Source organism: Streptomyces rimosus subsp. rimosus (assembly GCF_000720725.1).
Taxonomy (GTDB): domain Bacteria; phylum Actinomycetota; class Actinomycetes; order Streptomycetales; family Streptomycetaceae; genus Streptomyces; species Streptomyces rimosus_A.
The window spans coordinates 17,150-34,745 of the sequence record NZ_JOCQ01000048.1; the positions used below are offsets into that span (position 1 = coordinate 17,150).

18 protein-coding genes are annotated in these 17,596 nt (G+C 72.1%); 2 read left to right on the plus strand and 16 right to left on the minus strand.

Features of this window, described 5'->3' with window-relative positions:
- The 13 genes from purB to IH45_RS0124045 all read right to left on the minus strand — a co-directional run bounded on the left by purB (position 1) and on the right by IH45_RS0124045 (position 14,164).
- Positions 1-1,356, minus strand: coding sequence for an adenylosuccinate lyase (gene purB, locus IH45_RS0123990; RefSeq protein WP_050515133.1), 1,356 nt, complete (start codon positions 1,354-1,356; stop codon positions 1-3).
- Positions 1,353-2,495: an IMP dehydrogenase gene (gene guaB / locus IH45_RS0123995; protein ID WP_030672079.1), complete on the minus strand. Its 1,143-nt coding sequence runs from the start codon at positions 2,493-2,495 to the stop codon at positions 1,353-1,355. Before guaB ends, purB begins: the two co-directional genes overlap by 4 nt.
- A 65-nt stretch (positions 2,496-2,560) precedes the next feature.
- Positions 2,561-3,163: a GTP cyclohydrolase I gene (gene folE / locus IH45_RS0124000; protein ID WP_078897748.1), complete on the minus strand. Its 603-nt coding sequence runs from the start codon at positions 3,161-3,163 to the stop codon at positions 2,561-2,563.
- A complete protein-coding gene (locus tag IH45_RS0124005) occupies positions 3,160-3,831 on the minus strand; it encodes a 7-carboxy-7-deazaguanine synthase QueE (RefSeq protein WP_030672084.1) in 672 nt (223 codons plus the stop codon). Before IH45_RS0124005 ends, folE begins: the two co-directional genes overlap by 4 nt.
- 99 nt (positions 3,832-3,930) lie before the next feature.
- On the minus strand, positions 3,931-4,296 hold the full coding sequence (locus IH45_RS0124010; protein WP_030672086.1) for a 6-pyruvoyl trahydropterin synthase family protein: 366 nt from the start codon (positions 4,294-4,296) through the stop codon (positions 3,931-3,933).
- A gap of 282 nt (positions 4,297-4,578) precedes the next feature.
- On the minus strand, positions 4,579-7,452 hold the full coding sequence (locus IH45_RS0124015; protein WP_030672089.1) for an AAA family ATPase: 2,874 nt from the start codon (positions 7,450-7,452) through the stop codon (positions 4,579-4,581).
- 840 nt (positions 7,453-8,292) lie between these two features.
- Positions 8,293-8,706 carry a GMC oxidoreductase gene (locus IH45_RS1000000150095; RefSeq protein ID WP_234440646.1) on the minus strand — a complete coding sequence of 138 codons (414 nt, stop codon included), beginning with the start codon at positions 8,704-8,706 and terminating at the stop codon, positions 8,293-8,295.
- Positions 8,707-10,059, minus strand: coding sequence for a GMC family oxidoreductase N-terminal domain-containing protein (locus IH45_RS01000000144030; RefSeq protein ID WP_267885150.1), 1,353 nt, complete (start codon positions 10,057-10,059; stop codon positions 8,707-8,709). It abuts the gene before it with no gap.
- A complete protein-coding gene (locus tag IH45_RS0124025) occupies positions 10,052-10,936 on the minus strand; it encodes a hypothetical protein (RefSeq protein ID WP_030672092.1) in 885 nt (294 codons plus the stop codon). The genes IH45_RS01000000144030 and IH45_RS0124025 overlap by 8 nt, the downstream gene beginning before the upstream one ends.
- A gap of 165 nt (positions 10,937-11,101) precedes the next feature.
- Positions 11,102-11,536 carry a DUF2690 domain-containing protein gene (locus IH45_RS01000000144035; protein ID WP_032918205.1) on the minus strand — a complete coding sequence of 145 codons (435 nt, stop codon included), beginning with the start codon at positions 11,534-11,536 and terminating at the stop codon, positions 11,102-11,104.
- 180 nt (positions 11,537-11,716) lie between these two features.
- Positions 11,717-12,055, minus strand: coding sequence for an STAS domain-containing protein (locus IH45_RS0124035; RefSeq protein WP_030672096.1), 339 nt, complete (start codon positions 12,053-12,055; stop codon positions 11,717-11,719).
- Between the two features lie 37 nt (positions 12,056-12,092).
- Positions 12,093-13,361 carry a SpoIIE family protein phosphatase gene (locus tag IH45_RS0124040; RefSeq protein ID WP_030672098.1) on the minus strand — a complete coding sequence of 423 codons (1,269 nt, stop codon included), beginning with the start codon at positions 13,359-13,361 and terminating at the stop codon, positions 12,093-12,095.
- Positions 13,361-14,164: an alpha/beta fold hydrolase gene (locus IH45_RS0124045; RefSeq protein ID WP_030672100.1), complete on the minus strand. Its 804-nt coding sequence runs from the start codon at positions 14,162-14,164 to the stop codon at positions 13,361-13,363. Before IH45_RS0124045 ends, IH45_RS0124040 begins: the two co-directional genes overlap by 1 nt.
- A 192-nt stretch (positions 14,165-14,356) precedes the next feature.
- Here IH45_RS0124045 and IH45_RS0124050 point away from each other — a divergent pair, with 192 nt between their 5' ends.
- The gene (locus tag IH45_RS0124050; RefSeq protein WP_107058707.1) at positions 14,357-15,340 is read left to right on the plus strand and encodes an SDR family NAD(P)-dependent oxidoreductase; all 984 of its coding nucleotides are present in this window, start codon (positions 14,357-14,359) and stop codon (positions 15,338-15,340) included.
- Positions 15,341-15,724: 384 nt separating this feature from the next.
- Positions 15,725-16,285 carry a hypothetical protein gene (locus tag IH45_RS0124055; protein ID WP_063763044.1) on the plus strand — a complete coding sequence of 187 codons (561 nt, stop codon included), beginning with the start codon at positions 15,725-15,727 and terminating at the stop codon, positions 16,283-16,285.
- Between the two features lie 234 nt (positions 16,286-16,519).
- Here the strand turns inward: IH45_RS0124055 and IH45_RS0124060 are convergent, their stop codons facing one another.
- From IH45_RS0124060 to IH45_RS1000000150110, 3 genes are read right to left on the minus strand one after another with little or no spacing between them, the layout of a single operon-like run.
- A complete protein-coding gene (locus IH45_RS0124060) occupies positions 16,520-16,924 on the minus strand; it encodes a RidA family protein (protein ID WP_030672112.1) in 405 nt (134 codons plus the stop codon).
- A 24-nt stretch (positions 16,925-16,948) separates the two neighbouring features.
- A complete protein-coding gene (locus IH45_RS1000000150845; protein ID WP_030672114.1) occupies positions 16,949-17,218 on the minus strand; it encodes a hypothetical protein in 270 nt (89 codons plus the stop codon).
- A complete protein-coding gene (locus tag IH45_RS1000000150110) occupies positions 17,170-17,490 on the minus strand; it encodes a cation:dicarboxylate symporter family transporter (protein ID WP_234440648.1) in 321 nt (106 codons plus the stop codon). Before IH45_RS1000000150110 ends, IH45_RS1000000150845 begins: the two co-directional genes overlap by 49 nt.
- Positions 17,491-17,596 lie beyond the last annotated feature (106 nt).

The following is a 17,596-nucleotide window of genomic DNA, read 5'->3' on the forward strand; positions in this document are numbered from 1 at the left end:
TCATCCTCCTTGGACGATGTGTTCGGCGCGCTTGACGGCCGCGGCGGTCAGGTCCCGGCAGTGCCCGGTGTCGGCCCCCGCGGCGGCGAGCCGGCGGACCTCCTGTGCGTCGAGCCGGCCGGCGAGGCGCGGGTGGGCCAGCAGGGCGTCGACCATGTCGGCGCCCTCGCTCGCGGCCCGGCCGGTGGCCTCCTGGAGCAGGCGGTACGCCTCCAGCCGGTCCATGCCGCGCTGGACGAGGAGCAGCAGGACCGCTTCGCTGAGGTGCTCGTTGTGCGAGTGCTCCAGGTTGCGCCGCATCCGGTCGGGGAAGACCCGCAGCCCGTCGATCACGTACGTGGCGGTGGTCAGCATCTCGTCCAGCAGGACGCACGCCTCGGGCAGGGTGAACCGCTCGTTGGCGGAATTGGCCAGGTCCCGCTCGTGCCAGCTCGTGACGTTCTCCAGCGCGGGCCCGACGAGCGAGCGCACCAGCCGGGCCAGGCTGCAGATCCGCTCACTCTGGACGGGGTTGCGCTTGTGCGGCATGGCGGAGCTGCCGATCTGACCGCCCTCGGCGAACGGTTCGGCGACCTCGCCGATCTCCGTACGCTGCAGATTGCGCACCTCGGTCGCCAGGTCCTCCAGGCAGGCGGCCGTCAGCCCCGCCCAGCAGAAGAACTCGGCGATCCGGTCCCGGGCCACGGCCTGGGCGCAGATGGCCGGCTCCGGGAGGCCGAGTTCGCGCAGGGTCTCCTGTTGTACCTCGGGTCCGTGCGCGCCGATTCCGGCGAGTGACCCCACCGCCCCGGCGATCTTGCCCATGACGGCCCGTTCCTTGACCTGGGCGAGGCGTTCCAGGCAGCGGACGAACCGTTCGAGGACGATGGCCAGCTTGAATCCGAGCGTCACCGGCTGTGCCTGCTGGCCGTGGGTGCGGCCGATCATGACGTGCCCGCCCACCGCGTCGATGCGCGCAGTCAGCGCGGTGAGGAGGTCGCGCAGGTCCTCCTCCAGCAGCGTGATGGCCTCGCCGAGCTGGAGTGCGAGCGCCGTGTCGAGGATGTCGCTGCTGGTCGCCCCGTAGTGGACCCACGCGCTGTGGGAGCCGCAGGACTCGGCGAATTCCTGTACGGCGGCGAACAGCTCGTGCCGGCTGGTCGCTTCGAGTTCGGCGACGCGCTCCAGGGAGGAGCGGTGGGTGCGGGCGCGTTCGGCGATGGTGTCGGCCGCTTCCTGCGGGATGACGCCGTGGCGCCCCTGCGCCTTCGCGAGCGCGCCCTCCACCCGTACGAACGCCTCGTAGCGCGCCCGGTCGGTGAACAGCGCGCGCATCCGCGGACTGCCGTACCGGCCGGTGTCGATGGGGGTCGTCACACCGCCTCCGACGCGTAGTCGAGCGGAACCTGGTGGGCGCGTCCGAGGGCGTGCGGGTGGTTCTCGGCCAGGCCGGCGGGGGTGACACGGACGAAGGCGGCGCGCTCGCGGAACTCGGCGAGGGTGTGCGCGCCCGAGTAGCTCATCCCGGAGCGCAACCCGCCGACGAAACGGTTCACCGTGTCGGCGACCGGCCCGCTGAAGGGCCAGGTCGCCTCCACGCCCTCGGGCGTGTACCGCGCCAGCTCCTCCTTGGTCACCGCCTCACCACGGGCCCGCTTGAGCGTGAGCTGCATGCCGAACGTCACGAACCCGGTGCTCACCTTCGCCTGCCGCCCGTCGTACTCCACCAGCAGGGCGGCGCTCTCCTCCGCACCGGCGAGGGCGCTGCCCAGCATCGCCGTCCGGGCACCGGCCGCCAGCACCTTCGCGACATCGCCCGGCTCCTTGATGCCACCGTCCGCGATGACCGGTACGCCGAGCCCCGCGGCCTCCTCCGCACACTCCAGTACGGCGGTGAACTGCGGCATGCCGCTGCCGGCCACCAGGCGCGTGGTGCAGATGCCGCCGGGCCCGATGCCCACCTTCACGGCATCCGCCCCGGCCTCGATCAGGTCCCTGGTACCTGCGGGAGTCGCGACGTTGCCGCCCACGACGGGCACGCCGGGCCAGCGGGACTTCAACTGCTCCACGGCCTTGAGGACGTAGTCCGCGTGGCCGTGCGCGACATCGACCACCAGAGCGTCGGCCCCGGCCTCGACGAGGAGGGCCGCGCGGTCGAGGTAGTCGTCCGTCACCCCGACGGCGGCCGCCGCGCGGAGCCGGCCCTGTCCATCGACCGTGGCACCCGGAGCAGCGGACTCCGCCGGCTGCTCCTTCTTGACGGCGGCCACCTCGGCCGCCTGGTCCTCCGCCGTCTGCATCCGGTGGACGACGCCGAGCCCGCCCGCCAGAGCCATCGCGGCGGCCATCCGGGCGCCGGTGCACCACGGGGTGTTGGCGGACACGACCGGGACGGACAGCCGCAGGCCCGGGACGAATTCCGTACCGACGTCGGTGTGCGAACGACTGGTGACCGAGGTGCGCTGAGGGATGAGAAGGACGTCGTCGAGTCCGAGCCCGGTGGGGATCTCGCGCAACGCTTCCACCTTCTTTCTGTGTAGGGACGGGTGTGGGCGAACGGAGCGGAGCGGGCCCCGTCCGGTCAGCGGCTGCCGCCCGCGGCGCTGACGACCTCGTCGCGCGCGGGCCCGAACTCCTCGAAGATCCCGGTGAACGCCGACGAGGTCATGACCGCCGGCGTGCGGATGCCCCGCATGGTCATGCACAGGTGCTCGCCCTTGCCGATCACGGCCACATCGGGGGACCCGGTCACGGCCGTGATCTCGGAGGCGATGTCGTGGACGAGGCGTTCCTGGATCTGCAGCCGGTGCGCGTGGCGGTGGGCGATACGGGCGAACTTCGAGAGCCCGAGCACATGGGCGGCCGGCCGGTAGGCGATCGTGATCGAGCACGAGAACGGCAGCAGGTGGTGCTCGCACAGCGACCACACGTCGATGTCGGAGACCGTGACCAGCTGTCCGGCCGTGTGCAGCGGGAAGACGGTTTCGACCTTGCCCGCGTCGTACTGGGTGAACTCCCTCCACCACCGGGCGAAGCGGGCCGGCGTGTCCCGCAGGCCGGAGCGCTCCGGGTCCTCGCCGATCTCGGTGAGGAGCTGCCGCGCCAGCGTCTCCAGGGGGTCCCGGACCGGCTCCGCGGGTTCGTGCGGCATCTCCAGCGTGCGGGTTTCGGCGCTCGTCGTCATATGGCTCTCCTGTCGCCCCACACGGCCACGTGAAGGCGTGTGGTGAGGTTCCATCCGCGTGCTACGACGTGGTCGCCGAGCCGTGCGAGATGTCGGTGGGTGGCTTCGGACGTCTGGCCTTCGGGCATGATCCAGACCGGCCGGGTGCCGCAGCGGTCCACGAGGGAGGCGACCTCGTCCAGGTCCGCCTCGCCGCGGCAGACGAATTTGAAAGCGGTGCCGGGGACCGCGGCGAGCGCCCGCAGCGCCTCGGGAACGATCCGCCGGTTCTCGGGGTCCCCGGAGTGGGACAGCTTGGGGGAGACGTTGAACCGCAGGCCGTCGACGATCAGGCCGGGGTCCGGTACGACCGTGCCGTTGGTCTCGATCTCCACGTCGCGTCCGTGCTCGCGGAGCCCGCGGACCAGGGGCAGCAGACGGTTCTGCTGGTTGAGCGGTTCACCGCCCGAGATGACGATGAGGTCGACCTCGTAGGCCAGCAGCCGTTGCAGCACCTCCCGCCAGGGCGTCGGATGCAGCTCGTCCTTGGGCGCGTACGCGATGCCGGAGTCGCCGATGCCCGACCAGTCCCAGGTGTACGGGGTGTCGCACCAGCGGCACGAGAGGTTGCAGCCGCCGAGCCGCAGGAACGCGCACCGCCGGCCGGCGGACGGGCCTTCTCCCTGCACGGCGCTAGGTAGGGCCGAAGATCTCGTTCACGACGAGCTTCGGTCCCACCGTGGCACCACCCCCTTCCCGCTGCCGCCCGGCCCCGGCGGACCGGGTGGTCATGCCCGGTACTCCGCCCAGGTCTTGTCGGTCTCGGAGACCCGGACCGCGGTCAGCTCCGGGAGGCCGGTGCGCCACTTCTCGTGGATCCACCGCGCCAGGTTCTCGGCGGACGGGTTCAGGTCGGCGACCACGTCGTTGAGGTGACGGTGGTCGAGTTCGGCGTCGAGCCACCGCTTGAACTCCGCGAGCTCCCCGTAGTCGCGTACGAAGCCGGCTTTGGTCAGGGCGTCGTCGCCGGCGGACAGTTCGAGTTCGACGACGTAGTTGTGCCCGTGCATCCGGGAACAGGGATGGCCGTCGTCGAGGTGGTCCAGACGGTGGCTGGCGGAGAAATGGAACTCTTTGCTGATACGGAAACCCAACGGACTCGCCCTTCGGGTAAAGGGAAACAAGCGGTTCACCGGTTCCGGGCCGGCGAGTGGCATCCGCTCCGGCCGGGAACCGGGTTCGCGTTCATCTTCGGCGCTGGGAAAAGCGTGGGCCTCTCGGTACGCACCGAAGGTTTGCCCGCAGGCTCCGGCACGTGGAAACCCGTTCCTCCTGTGGAGCCGCGGAACGCCGGAAGGCGGTCGAAGCGCAGCGCTTCGACCGCCTGACCGTTCGGATGAGTACTGCTTGTAAGGGGGCCCCGGGCCTGGCCGCCGTTATCCCTTGGCCGTTTCCTCCGTCAACAAGGCCCACAACTCCTGCCGGTTGTAGAGTTCGGCGAACTCCTTGCGCCCCTGGATGCCGAGCTTGCGGTAGGCGCTGGTCAAGTGGATCTCCACGGTGCGCCGCGTGATGAAGAGGGCGTCGGCGATCGCCCCGTTGCTGCGGCCGCGCACGGCATCGGCGAGCACCTGCCGCTCCCGCTTGGTCAGGGACAGCAGCCCGGTGACGGCCCGGCCGCCCTGGTGCCGCCCCAGGGCCTGCAACTGCTCGCGGGCCTGTGCCTCGACCGGCGCCGCACCGCAGCGGCTCGCGAGCGCGTGCGCCTGTGCCAGCGTGCCCTGGGCGGCGACCCGGTCACCGACGCCCCGCAGCAGGGTGCCCAGGGTCAACTGGGCACGGGCCAGCCCCAGGACGTCGGGGGTCTCCGTCAGGATCCGCACCGCCTCCCGCGCCGGCCCGAGGCCCTCGTCACCCCCGATGACCAGTGCTGCCGTACGCAGGGCGGCTCCCTGTACACGGTCCGTGGCCTTGCCCCGTACGGCTTCCAGCTCTTCCTCCGCCAGCTGCCTCGCCTCCTGGTGCCGCCCCAACTGGTGCGACACCTCGGCGGCCAGCCGGCGCCATTCCCCGAACTCGACGCTGAGCAGCCCCAGCTCCGCCGACCGCCGTCCGCACTCGCGAAGATCCTCCAGCGCGTCACCGAGCTCTCCGGCCGCCATGCGCACCCGGGCCCGCTGCTTCAGCATCGCCTGCGTCGACCACATCGTCGGCATGTCGCCGTGGCAGCCGCTCTCACCGAGCACCGTGCGGGCGGCGGCGGGTTCCCCCAGGTCGACCAGTACGCCGACCAGTTCGGCAGCCGCCCATACGGCGGACGGGTTGGCCCGCCACACCCCGTAGCGCGCGAAGGACTTCAAGCAGTTACGCAGCAGGCTCTCCGCCTCGTGCAGGTCCCCGCGTATCCGGGCGATCTTCGCCAGGGTCGGCAGGAGCGCGGCGACCTGGAGCTGCCGCCCCTCTCTTCTCGCGACGGCGATGCCGTGACGGCAGTACTCCGAGGCCAGGTCGAGGTGGCCCTCGTGCACCAGCAGTGCCGTACCGACGCTCAAGGGCGCCGTGTTGGGGAGTTCGTACAGGTCCGGGTCGCGCAGCGACTCTTTCACCAGGTCCAGCGCGGCCTCCCGGCTCCGGCCCGCCGCATAGGCGCTCGCGGCGCTCAGCGCCCCGGCCGCACTGCGCAGCACGCCTTCCCGGGGACCGGACGCCAGGTAGCGGTCCCCGAGTTCGCACGCCTCCTTCGTGGGCAACTCGGACAGCGAACGCAGTACTTGGTACCACTGCGTGTCGGCGGTGTAGTGCGGCTGCGAGACGGCGACCGACTCGACCGCCTCGGCCAGCTCGCGCCGTACCCGGGGGCGCGTGGCGAAGAAGAACGAGGCGTCCGCGAGCCGGGCCAGGAGCTGTGGGTGCTCTTCCGCGGTCACCCCTCGGCGGGCCATGTCCGAGAGCTGGCGGATGGCGGCGGAGGGGTCGGTGAGCAACTGCACGTCCGCGAGCTGGGTGGCGGCCCGCCGCCAGTCCTCGCCCCGCGCGTCCCGCACGGCGCGCTGCAGATAGCCCACGGCCTCGGCCGTCTCCTCCCGTACGAGGGAGGAACGCGCCGCCGACCGCAGCGTGTCCACCATCCAGGAGGCCGTCAACGGAAGGGTGGTCGCCATCAGGTGCCTCGCCAGCTGTTCGGCCGGGGCTCCATGGCTGCGAAGATGTTCCGCGGCCTGCATATGAGTGGTGTTCTTGGCCATGACGGACGTCTGCTCGCGCAGGGCCGCCGCCACGACGGGGTGGCGGAACGACATCTGTCCCCCGTCACGGAACAGCCGCGTGCGCACCAGGACGTCCGCCGCCTCCGAGCCCGTCGAGCAGTCCAGGTGCGCCAGCTCCGCGACCATCAGCGGATCGACGCCGTCGCCCAGTACGGCAGCGGTACGGGCCATGGCCGACGCCGGCTCCGAGATCCGTGCGAGCCGGGCCAGCACATGGTCGGCGACGGCTCGCGGCGCCAGGCCGGCGACCTCGTGCGCGGTGACGGGACGCCGGGCCGGCAGACATCGCGCGAGCGCCCGCAGGAACAGCGGGTTTCCCGCCGTCGCCGCGCGGCAGGCCGCCGCGAGACCGTCGTCGCACGGCCGGCCGGTCACCGCCGTCACCAGTGCGGCCGTGCCCGGCAGGTCGAGACCACCGAGGTCGATACGGCCACGGGCACTCAGCCGCAGCTCCTCCAGAGCGGCGGGCGCCCGTACCGGCTCACCGTCGGCCAGCGTCAGGACGAGAAGGAACGGGAACACTCCTTCGCACTGGCTCAGCAGGTAGGAGAAACAGCCCAGCGAGGCGGCATCGGCCGAGCCGATGTCGTCGACCGTGATGAGCAGCGGGGCCGTCGCGGTGAGGGCCCGGGCCGCCTCGCGGAGCCCGGCGAACACCTCGCCCAGTACCGGTTCCCGGGCCGCGTCCGAGGTCTCTTGGGCCGGAAGCGCTTCCCGGGCCCGGCGCAGCGGTTCCGCGGCCGGTTCTCCCGCCGGGAGCGATGCGCCGAACAGTGCGATGAGCTTTCGTGCGGCGCCGAAAGGCACGCCGCTTTCCACCGGCGTGCACCTGAGTTCCACGGCCAAGTGGCCGAGCCCGCGCGCCTCTTCGCGAAGGGCGCGCAGAACGGAGGTCTTTCCCGCGCCGGTCTCTCCGTACACGACCCAGTGACCGCCCCGTCCGGCGCTGCTGTCGGCCAGTGCCCGGCGCAGCAGACGCATCTCGGGACGAGGGACGGTCACCGCGGAGTCGGCCGCGCGGGACGTGTCTGCCAGGGACGTCATTCCCACACTCATATGTTTCCGTTCCCCCCGTGTTCACCCCGAGCGGTCGGGCTCTGCGCAGTCGAGATCGGTAAGGCGGGAGGACGAAGACGCGTACGCAATGGACGGCAGTTCATGTGTGGGGGCCTTCCCGTTGGGGAGTTGAGCATGAGCGTGGGGAGCCGCGCCACCACGGAGGAGCCCTGGCTGACGGGAAGAGCGGTGCCTGCCGGCCGGCACGCCGTCTGTCCTTTTCCATCATTCGTCCGGCGGGGCGCATCGCGATGTCGGACGACCCTCGTCGGCCGACGCGGTGGCGACGGCATACAGGCGGTCGGAGGGCGCGCCCAAGCCGGAAATGGGCGTCTCCCTTTCGGAGCCGCAACACGTCGATACCGCACGTATCCGGTGCATCGGGCCGTAGCGTAGTTCACGCGAGTGACGAATACGAGAGTGAAACGGACCCGTCCCCTCCAGCCCCGGGGCAGTCGTCGCGGAGGGGGAGGCGGGCCGCGGAGGCGGACTCGCCCAGGGGGCGGACCTGCTCTGGCGCGGCGGAAACCGCGCTGGTACCGTCCCCATCGGGTTCCCGGGACCGCCCGTCGCAGGCGAGCCCCGCCGTGTCGAAGGCAGCCATCGATACGCCTTCGCGAACGTCGGCTGCGGGCCTTGCGTGCCGTCGCCTCGGCGACCGCGGTTAATGCGGACCCGAGTGGCGAGGCGTGTACTGATGCTTTTCCTGACGAGCCCATGCTTCTGTCAGGAGTGCCGGGTCCTGTCGTCGAATTCCCGTCGTAAGAGCCGCACTCCCTCCAACAAAACGAGCGAATGGCGCCGGGACACCGCGACGTTCCGGGCCGCTCACAGGCCCAATTCGGCGAGCCGGCGGCTGACGCGCGCGTCGGTCGAAACGACGGGCGCGCCGGTGCGCACCCACGGGTCCCCGCCGAAGACCCGGGCGAAGACGCGCTCGGCGGTGCGGGTCGCCAGGGCCTGGGTGGTCAGTGTCGGGTTCGCGCCGCCGAGGGAGTTCGCGAGCGCGGAGTTGTCCGCGACGTACAGCCGGTCGACCGCGCGGCTGCGGCACTCGGCGTCCAGCACCGAGTCGCGCGGATCCAGGCCCGTACGCAGGGACGACTGCACGTGCAGCGGTACGGGGAACATGTCGACGCGCAGCACCCTACGGGCGCCTGCGCCCCGGAGCAGCGCGGTTGCCCTGCGGGCCAGGAACTCGCGGTTGGCGAGCGTACGGGCGCTGCGGCGGCGCTGGTGCACCTAGACCTTCGGCACGGGACCGTGCGCGTCGGCCGGGAAGGCCGAGGGCAGGATGCGGTTGCCCGGCTCCACGTCGTCGTCGGTGAACACCAGGACGTTCAGCAGCCGGTCGTGGCCGCCGTCCTGCATCAGCTCGGCGAGCTCGGGCCCGAAGACGCGTCCGGTAGGGCCGTCCCAAGGGCCTTGCAGCCCGCGGCCGTTGGCGTACGCGCCGCGGATGCCGCTGTCGGACGTGCTGAGGACCAGCGCCTGGAGGGCGGGCGGGAGACCCGCCTGTTCCAGGGCGCCGCGGCCGGGGAAGTCGCACCGGGCCGCGGAACCGGCGCCGCGGCTGTTGCCGACGTCGCGGTCGAAGACACCGACGACGAAGTCCAGGTGGTGGTCGGTCAGCCCGCGCCCGACCCAGCCGTTCGGGTCGGGCAGGCCGCTGTTGTGCCACAGCCGCGGACTCTCCGTACAGCCGCCGGACAGCACCACCACCCGCGCGTCCTCCCGGTGCGACTCGCCGGTCGCGCCGGTGCGCCAGGTGACGCCGGTCGCCGCGCCCGCCTCGGTGTGGATACGGGTCACGAACGCGTCGGTGATCAGTTCGGCAGCCCGGCCGCCGGGGGACCACGCATCGGCGGTCAGCGCCATCGGAACGTAGCTGTTGTCCGTCGAGCGCTTGGCGAACTGGTTGCGCGGCGCCCGGACCGGCTGCATGCAGCCCTGCGCGCAATGGCCGCAGAACGTACAGCCGGTGGACCGCGGGAAGACCAGCAGGCGGGGGTCGGCCGTGCGGCCGGCGTGGCCGCCGGGCTGCAGAATGGCGTTCTGCTGCGGACGGTAGGAATCACCGGTGGTGGTCAGGGCCGTCTGCACGGGAATGCCGAGCGTCTCGCACCCCTGGAAATAGACCTCTTCCTTCGTTCCCATCGCGGCCGTTCGCACGGGCAGGGTCGCCTCCACCCACTCGTAGTACGGCACCAGTTCGGCGTACCGGAACGGGAAGCGGTGACCGGTGTCGTACGCGCCGGCGTCCGGACCGGAATAGCCGGAGAACACGCCGGGATAGGCGCGCGGGGAATTGGCGTAGTAATGCTGCGTCGTGCCGCCGACGCCGGACAGCTGCATGACAAAGGAACTCTGCGGGGTCTCCCGGAACCACGCGCTCTTCGCCCGGTCCGCCGGGCCGAAGCGGAAGAAGCCGGTGAGGGGGTGGTTGGCGTCGTTCTCGTAATGCGTCCATTCCTCGCGGGGACGGGCGTGCCGGGGGCCGGCCTCCAGCAGCAGGACGTCCAGCCCGCGCTCCGCCAGTTCCTTGGCGGCCACCGGGCCGCCGCCGCCCGCGCCGACGACGATGACATCACGCACGTCCGACGGCCTCCTTGCGGCCCTGGTAGTAGCCCTTGAAGTCGTCGAGGCCGTCGGTCCGGCCGTCGTAGCCGGTCAGCCGCCACCCCACGGGCAGCGCCGTGATGTCCCGCCGGCCGGCGTCCCACACGGCGTGTTCGGTGAAGCAGCCGAAGGTGACGAGGGACAGCAGGCCGCTGCCGAGGTACTTCAGGAGGCCGGACACGGAGCCGCGCAGCGGTTGCGGGAGGTGGGTGTCCAGCAGGGCGACGAGGTCGGAGTCGGTGTGCTCCAGCAGCTCGAAGACCCGGGCCTTGTCGCGGTAGGACAGCCGGGAGAACGGCGACAGGAAGAGGCCGTTGGCCGCCGCCGGATTCACCTGTGCGGCGAGGACGCCGAGCAGCACGGCCGCGACGAGGGACAGGGGGATCTTCTCGTCCCCGCGCAGCAGCAGGCGCAGCGCCGCGTCCAGTCGCCCCAGCTCCGGCGGCAGTTGCCGCGGCAGCCCGATCCCCGCGTCCGCGGCGGCCGTCACCAGCGCCATGGTCAGCGGCCGGGCCACCTCCTGCGGGAACGGTACCAACCGGTCGAGCGAGGCCACGACGAGGTCACCGGCCTCGGCGGCGACCCCGCCCGCCCGGCCGCGCGGCGTGCCCTGCGCGCGGGAGTAGGCGTCGTCGCCGGGCAGCGCGAAGGCGGCGAGACCGCGGAAGGTGTCCAGGGCCAGCCGCGCGAGCACCGGCCGCACCAGGCCGATCAGCTCCTCCACACCCGGCACCGGTGCTGCGGCGGCCCGGCCGTGGCCACCGGTGAGTCCCGCGGCGGCGCCGAGGACGCCCGTACGGGCCAGGAAGACGCGCCGGGGCAACGGCGGGAAGGGCGGCGGGGGCTCGGTCATGGGGCGGCTCCATCCGGTCCAGCGGCCCCTGGCCGGGCCGTCGGTACTGAACAACGCGGTGACACGCGTCAGGTACCGGGCCCCGGAGACGCTGACCCCGTGGCGGCACGGCCGGAGCGGGAACGGCAGCTCCGGGAGGGCCTTCGGCCGGGCGGCGGGCCGGTGTCACTTCCAGTCGGTGCACACGGTTCCGGCGCCGGGGACGGTCATGCACGCGGCGGCCTTGAGGTCCATGTCGTTGACCATCCGGGAGTGCGCGTCGCTGCCCCGGTCGATCCGGGTCTCGTAGGTGTTCTGCGGGTTCGCGGTGTTCGCGACCGTGCCGACCGTCCCGACCGGGCCGTGGACCCTGACCCAGGCGGCCCGGCACGCCGCCTTGTAGCGGAGTTCGACCGTGGCACCGGCCAGGTTCCTCGCATCGAGCGTGTCCGCGTTGTCGGCGCAGCCGCCTTCCTCGGGCGTCAGCCCGTTGCAGGCCGGGCCCTTGCAGGCGAGCAGCGGAGCCTTGGCGGAGGTGTGGGCAGTGGTGGGGTGCGCGGCGGGAATCAGCGAGGAGGCCGCGAGGGCCAGTGTGGCGACAGCCGTGGAGACCGTGTGCATGGTGATTACCCCCTGGTGCGGCGGGAGCCCCTTTCCGGGGCCGCCTGTCGCCGGGGAGCCTACGCCGGATGGTGGAGAAAAAGGTCCGAGTAGTAATAAGTCGGACAATGCGACTTACGGCGGTGTGCCGCACGGCGATGGGGTGTGCCGCACGGCGATGGCAGGCGGGTGGAACGCCCGTCAGGGCACCGTCGCGACGTCGCTGTCCGGGTGGCAGGTGAAGACCTGGTCGAGCCCGACGTAACGCAGAATGCGCAGCGTGTTGGCGGGCACCGCGGCCAGGGCGATGTCGGCCTGCGCGGCGAGGGCGTGGTTGCGCGCGGCCAGCAGGGCGGTGATGCCGCTGGAGTCGCAGAACTCCATCGCCGCGAGATCGAGGACCAGTCGCTGGTCCGGCCGTAGGGTCAGGCCGGACACGACGGTGCGCAGCTCGTCGGCGTGGTCGTAGTCGAGGTCGCCGACGATCTCCAGTACGGGACCGGTCGCGGCGTCTCTCGTGGTTATCTTCAGTGAGCTCATCTCTGGAAGGGGGTCGCAGGGACAGGGACAGAAGGGGTCAGGGCCGGGCGGCGGGGACCCCGAGGGCGAGCAGGGCGGTGTCGTCGTCCAGGCCGTCGCCGAAGCCCTCCAGCAGGCCGGACAGTGCCTGGACCACGGCCCGCGGCGGCGACCCGGCATGGTCGACGGCGAACGTACGCAGGGCCTCCTCCCCGTACAGGGCGCGGTCGGGGCCGGTGCGGGCCTCGGTGAGACCGTCGGTGTAGAGCAGGAGGCCGTCGCCCGGGGCGAGGGTGGTCATGGCGGTGACGAAGCGCGGCTCCGGCAGGATGCCGACGAGCAGCCCGCCCGGGGTGGGCAGGTAGTCGCAGGTGCCGTCGGCGCGCAGCACCAGGGCCGGCGGGTGGCCGCCGGAGGCGAGCCGTACGGTGACCTTCCCGCCGTCCTGGTCCGGCTCCAGCACCCCGAATATGGCCGTGCAGTACCGCGGATCACCGCCGCTGTACCGCTCGTGCAGAACCGTGTTCAGGGTGGCGAGCGTGGCCTCCGGGTCCGGGTCGTGCAGCGCGGCGGCGCGCAGGGTGTAGCGGGTCAGCGAGGTCAGGGCGGCGGCCCGGGGGCCCTTGCCGCTCACGTCCCCGAGGAAGAACGCCCAGCGCTTGCCGTCCAGGGCGAACAGGTCGTAGAAGTCGCCGCCGAGCCGGTCGGGGGAGGCGGTGTGGTAGTACGAGGCCACCTCCAGCCCCGGTATGTCGGGCAGCACGGTGGGCAGCAGACTCTGCTGGAGGGCGGCCAGCGCCTCCTGGAGCCGCGCGCGGTCGGCCTCCGCCCGCCGGCGGGCCGCCTCCGCCTCCTGCTGGCGCCGCAGCAGCTCCTCCTCGTACGCGCGCCGGTCGCGGGCGTCGAAGAGGGTGGCGCGGATCAGCAGCGGCTCGCCCTCACTGCCGTACTTGATGGTGGCCGAGACCAGCACCGGAATGCGGGTGCCGTCGGCGCGCCGCACCTCCAGCGCGATCCCGTTGATCTCGCCCTGCATGCGCAGCAGCGGCGCGAAGTGCGTTTCGTGGTAGAGCTTGCCGCCCATGGTGAGCAGGTCGGCGAACCGCGTCCGTCCGACCACCGCGTGCCGGTCCAGGCCGAGCCAGTCCAGCAGCGTGGCGTTGATCTTCGCGATGGTGCCGTCCATCAGCGTGGACACATAGCCGCAGGGCGCGGAGTCGTACAGCTCCTCGGCGCTGTCCTCCAGCAGGGCGGCGAACGCGGCGGTCGTGGCGCCGTCGCCGCCCGCCCCGTGCGGCTCGGGGCTGTCCCGTCCGGTGCGGCTCATCACCGCAGCCCCGTCAGGAAGTCGGTGATCGCCCGGTTGGTGGCCTCGGGCGCGGACAGGTGCGGGCAGTGGCCGGTGGCGTCCAGGGTGACCAGCGTCGAGCCGGGGATTTGGTCGTGCACGTACGCGCCGACCTCGCGCGGGGCGATCATGTCCTGGGTGCACTCCAGCACCAGCGTCGGCACGGTCACCGACTTCAGGTCGTCGCGGGAGTCGGACAGGAAGGTGGTGCGGGCGAAGACGCGGGCCATGTCGGGGTCGGTGGCGCAGAAGCTGTTGGCCAGCTCCTCGCCCAGCTCGGGCCGCTCCGGATTGCCCATGATCACCGGCGCCATGGCGGCCGACCAGCCCAGGTAGTTGGAGTCCAGCGAGTCCAGCAGCTCGTCGATGTCCGCCGCGGTGAACCCGCCGCGGTAGCCTTCGTCGTCGATGTAGCGCGGGGACGGGGCGACCATGACCAGGGCGCCGAAGCGCTCCGGGGCCCGCCGGGCGGCGAGCACGCCGGTCATGGCGCTGACCGAGTGCCCGACGAACGTCGCGTCGCGCAGGTCGAGGGCCTCGGCGATCTCCACCACGTCCTGCGCGTAGCCGTCGAGCGAGGAGTAGCGCTCCTCCCGGAACGCCGACAGGTCGGAGCGGCCGCAGCCGACGTAGTCGAACAGCACCACCCGGTGGACATCGGCCAGGGCGGGCACCGTCAGGCGCCACATGTTCTGGTCACAGCCGAAACCGTGGGCGAGCACCACGGCCGGTCCGTCCGGATTGCCCGTGACGGTGACCTTGTTCCTGCGCAGGATGTCCATGCGGCCCATCCTCGCATTTCCCGTGATCAGCCCGGCAGGCGCCCGCCGGGGCGGGGCGGTGGGCCGTCGGTGGCGCGTCGGCGCCGTGTCGGCGGCCGCTGCGATCTTGCTCTACGGGAGGGCCCGACGCCGGAGCGGCCGGGCGCCCGCCGCCGTCCGGCGGACCGTGACACGACCGAGGAGCCCGTCACCGTGACGTCCAGAACCCCACACCTGAACCAGCCCCCGCACCCGGTTGCCCGCGAGGCCTGGGACGTGCACCGGCTGCCGTCCGCCGAGGGCAAGACCTTCCTGGTCACCGGCGGCAACGCGGGCATCGGCTACTTCGTCGCGGAACAGCTCGCCGGTACGGGGGCCACCGTCGTGCTGGGCAGCCGCGACCGCACGAAGGCCGCGGCCGCGGCGGCGGGCATCCGCTCCCGTGTCCCGGACGCCCGCGTACGGCACGTACCGCTGGATCTGGCGGACCTGGCGTCCCTCCCGGCCACCGTGGAAGCGCTCGCGCTGGACCGCCTGGACGCGGTGGTGCACAACGCCGGGGTGGCGCTCGACGATCCGCCGCGCCGCGAGACCGCGGACGGCCACGAGCTGATGTTCGGGACCAACCACCTCGGGCACTTCGCGCTGACCCGGTGGCTCGCGCCGCTGCTCGCGGCCGCGCCGGCCGCCCGCGTGGTCACCGTCGGCAGCTTCGCGGCGAAATCCGAGCGACTGGACCTGAACGATCTGCAGTCCCGCGCGGACGACTACCGTCCGAAGCGGACCTACGGGCGCTCGAAGCTGGCACAGATGTCGTTCGGTTTCGACCTCGACCGCCGTCTGCGCGCGCTGGGCAGCACGGTCCGCAGCCTGGTGGCCCACCCCGGCGGCGCCCTGGACTCCCTGACGCCGTCGCGCCCGCCGGTGCACGTACGCACCTCCGGCGAGCGGCTGCGCGGGCTGCCCGCCGGACTGCTCATCCAGGGCAAGGACGCCGGCGCGTGGCCCGTCGTGCGGGCCGTCCTCGATCCGAGGGCGGAGGGCGGGCAGCTGTGGGGGCCCCGGGTGTTCGGGCTGCGCGGACTGCCGCGGGCCGAGCCGGTGGCGGGGCAGATGGCCGATGCCGCGCTCGCGGCGCGGCTGTGGGAGGCCAGCTGTGAGCTCACCGGTACGGACCCGGAAGCGGGCTTCCGGTGAACGGCGTCGCCGCCGCCGGTATTACGGCGGCGAAATCCTGTCCATTGATCGCCGCCCGGGTGAACGCCCGGCGACGCCCGGACCACCGTCCGGCTTGTACGCGAAATCCCGGATGCCGCCAGTGACGTTTTTGGGCATTCCTGTGGCGTCCTGTGCCGCTGGTCACCGGGGGTGACCGCCTGTGCACAACGATCGCGCGCGGACCGGAAACAGCGCTTCCGCCCTGGTCAGCAGCCACTTCCACGGTCGCCCGTGACATGGGGGAAGGGGTGCGGGAGGTGGACCTGAAACGGGTGGTCCGCCGTTTGTCCTCCGGGGCATCTTGGACGGGCGAGCCGGGCGTTACCGGCTCGCCCGACCCGGGACACCCGAGGGAGATCCTTCATGGCAGTACGAAGAATGTCCGCGATGCTCCTCGCCGCCGGTACCTTCGCCGCGGCATCGGTCTTCGGTCTCACCGGCGCGGCCTCGGCCGACACCGGCACCGCCGCCCCCTTCGCCGCGCAGGCGCGGCAGGCCGGCCTGACCGGCACCCAGTCCGCACAGCTCCAGGCGCAGGTCGACGGCTACGTCGCCGACCTGGGCGGCAAGCAGGTCTCCGCCAACAAGATCCTCGTGCCGGGCGGCAGCGTGCTCGTCCGGGCCCCCGGCCAGAAGTACGCGCACGACCTGGCGGCCGGCCCGGCCAAGGGCGACAGCAAGCTCGCCTGCGCCTACGGGCACCTGTGTGGTGCGGCCGCCAACGGCAACAGCTTCGACTACTACCACTGCGGCTACTACCAGCTGCCCAACCTCGTCGGCAACGGCACCTGGGTCAACAACCAGACCTCGGGCACCGTGGGCCGCTTCTACAACCAGGACGGCAGCGAACGCTGGAACACCGGCCCGGCGTACAGCTCCGGCACGGCCAACTGGACCCCGGTCTGGTACGCCCGCCCCTGCTGACGGCCGCGCCCACCATCGGCCGCCGGCCTTCTCGTACGTGAGCGCTCAGCTCTCCGTAAGTGAGCGGTCAGCGTCAGCTCCCCCCTGACCGGTCGCTCCCCTGACGCATCGGAAAGGCGCAGCGCACCGCAGCCATGACCCGTACGACCAGCACTTCCCAGCGCCACCGCACGTCCGCACCACGAGGGCCGCCCGCGTCGGGCGGCCCTCTCCGCATGCGGGGCGGCGCGCCCGTCAGGCGGCGGCCGGGCCGTCCGGCGCCACGGCCAGGGCCTCGACCTCGACCCGGAAATCGGGGTGCACCAGCCCGGCGACGCGCACCAGCGAGCAGGCCGGCGGGCGCCGAGCGTCCTGGTGCTCGTCCCGTACACGGCGGAACGTGGGCAGATCCTCCAGGTCGGTCAGGTACACCGTCAGCTTGACGATGTGTTCCAGACCCGAGCCCGCCGCCTCCAGGGCGGTGGCGAGGTTCGCGTACACCTGCCGGACCTGTGCCTCGGCGTCACCGACGCCCACCACCGCGCCGTCGGCGGCCACCGGCACCTGGCCCGAGACCGCGACCATGGTTCCCGTGAAGCGCACCGCGTGGCTGTAGCCCTTGGTCGGCGGCGCGCCTTCGGGGCGCAGAATGTGCTCCATACCGTCTCCTTCCGTCGGAGACGATCATCGCAGCCCGTCCGCCCGGGGACAGCGCCGGGCCGGAACCGGTGCGGGGGACCGCTCTTCGGGCGCTGCGAGCCGTGAAGTTCCCGTACGCAGGACCTGGTTGACGCGTGCGCTGTCCAGGACGCGTTCCCAGCGGGCGACGACGAGGGTGGCCACGCCGTTGCCGGCCAGGTTGGTCAGCGCGCGGCACTCCGGCATGAACTTGTCGACGCCGAAGATCAGCATGATGCCCGCGGCGGGGGCCGTGCCGACCGGGCTGCTGGGCACCAGATCGGTGACGAAGTGTCACCAGCTCCGGTCCGAACCCTGCTCCGCGTAGCGCGCGGCGTCGCCCTCCAGGCGCAGGCTGCCGAGGGCGGCTGCACTCCCGCGCCGGGCCGGAAGACGTTGACGGCGAGCAGGCCCAGAAGCAGGGCGAGGAGGGGCCCCGCCTGGAAGTACGCAAGCGACTTCAGACCCACCCGGCCGACCCGACCGAGGCTGTCGGCACCGCCGATGCCGGTCACGACGGCCAGGAAGACGATCGGCGTGATGAGCATCTTCACGCAGCGCCTACGGGTATTTACCTTCTGACCTGCGGCAATTGCGGTGCCTCTTCACCAACTGGGAGAGAAGAGAAGTGAGAAACGGGGGCATCCAGAGGCC

Excerpts from the sequence above, each read along its gene's own strand:
- IH45_RS0124055 (WP_063763044.1), top strand. The coding sequence starts at position 15,725 with ATGGCAGTACGAAGAATGTCCGCGATGCTCCTCGCCGCCGGTACCTTC.
- IH45_RS0124035 (WP_030672096.1), bottom strand. The coding sequence starts at position 12,055 with ATGAGCTCACTGAAGATAACCACGAGAGACGCCGCGACCGGTCCCGTA.
- IH45_RS0124040 (WP_030672098.1), bottom strand. The coding sequence starts at position 13,361 with ATGAGCCGCACCGGACGGGACAGCCCCGAGCCGCACGGGGCGGGCGGC.
- IH45_RS0124025 (WP_030672092.1), bottom strand. The coding sequence starts at position 10,936 with ATGACCGAGCCCCCGCCGCCCTTCCCGCCGTTGCCCCGGCGCGTCTTC.
- IH45_RS0124015 (WP_030672089.1), bottom strand. The coding sequence starts at position 7,452 with ATGACGTCCCTGGCAGACACGTCCCGCGCGGCCGACTCCGCGGTGACC.
- IH45_RS1000000150110 (WP_234440648.1), bottom strand. The coding sequence starts at position 17,490 with ATGCTCATCACGCCGATCGTCTTCCTGGCCGTCGTGACCGGCATCGGC.
- IH45_RS01000000144035 (WP_032918205.1), bottom strand. The coding sequence starts at position 11,536 with ATGCACACGGTCTCCACGGCTGTCGCCACACTGGCCCTCGCGGCCTCC.
- IH45_RS0124060 (WP_030672112.1), bottom strand. The coding sequence starts at position 16,924 with ATGGAGCACATTCTGCGCCCCGAAGGCGCGCCGCCGACCAAGGGCTAC.
- IH45_RS0124045 (WP_030672100.1), bottom strand. The coding sequence starts at position 14,164 with ATGGACATCCTGCGCAGGAACAAGGTCACCGTCACGGGCAATCCGGAC.
- folE (WP_078897748.1), bottom strand. The coding sequence starts at position 3,163 with ATGACGACGAGCGCCGAAACCCGCACGCTGGAGATGCCGCACGAACCC.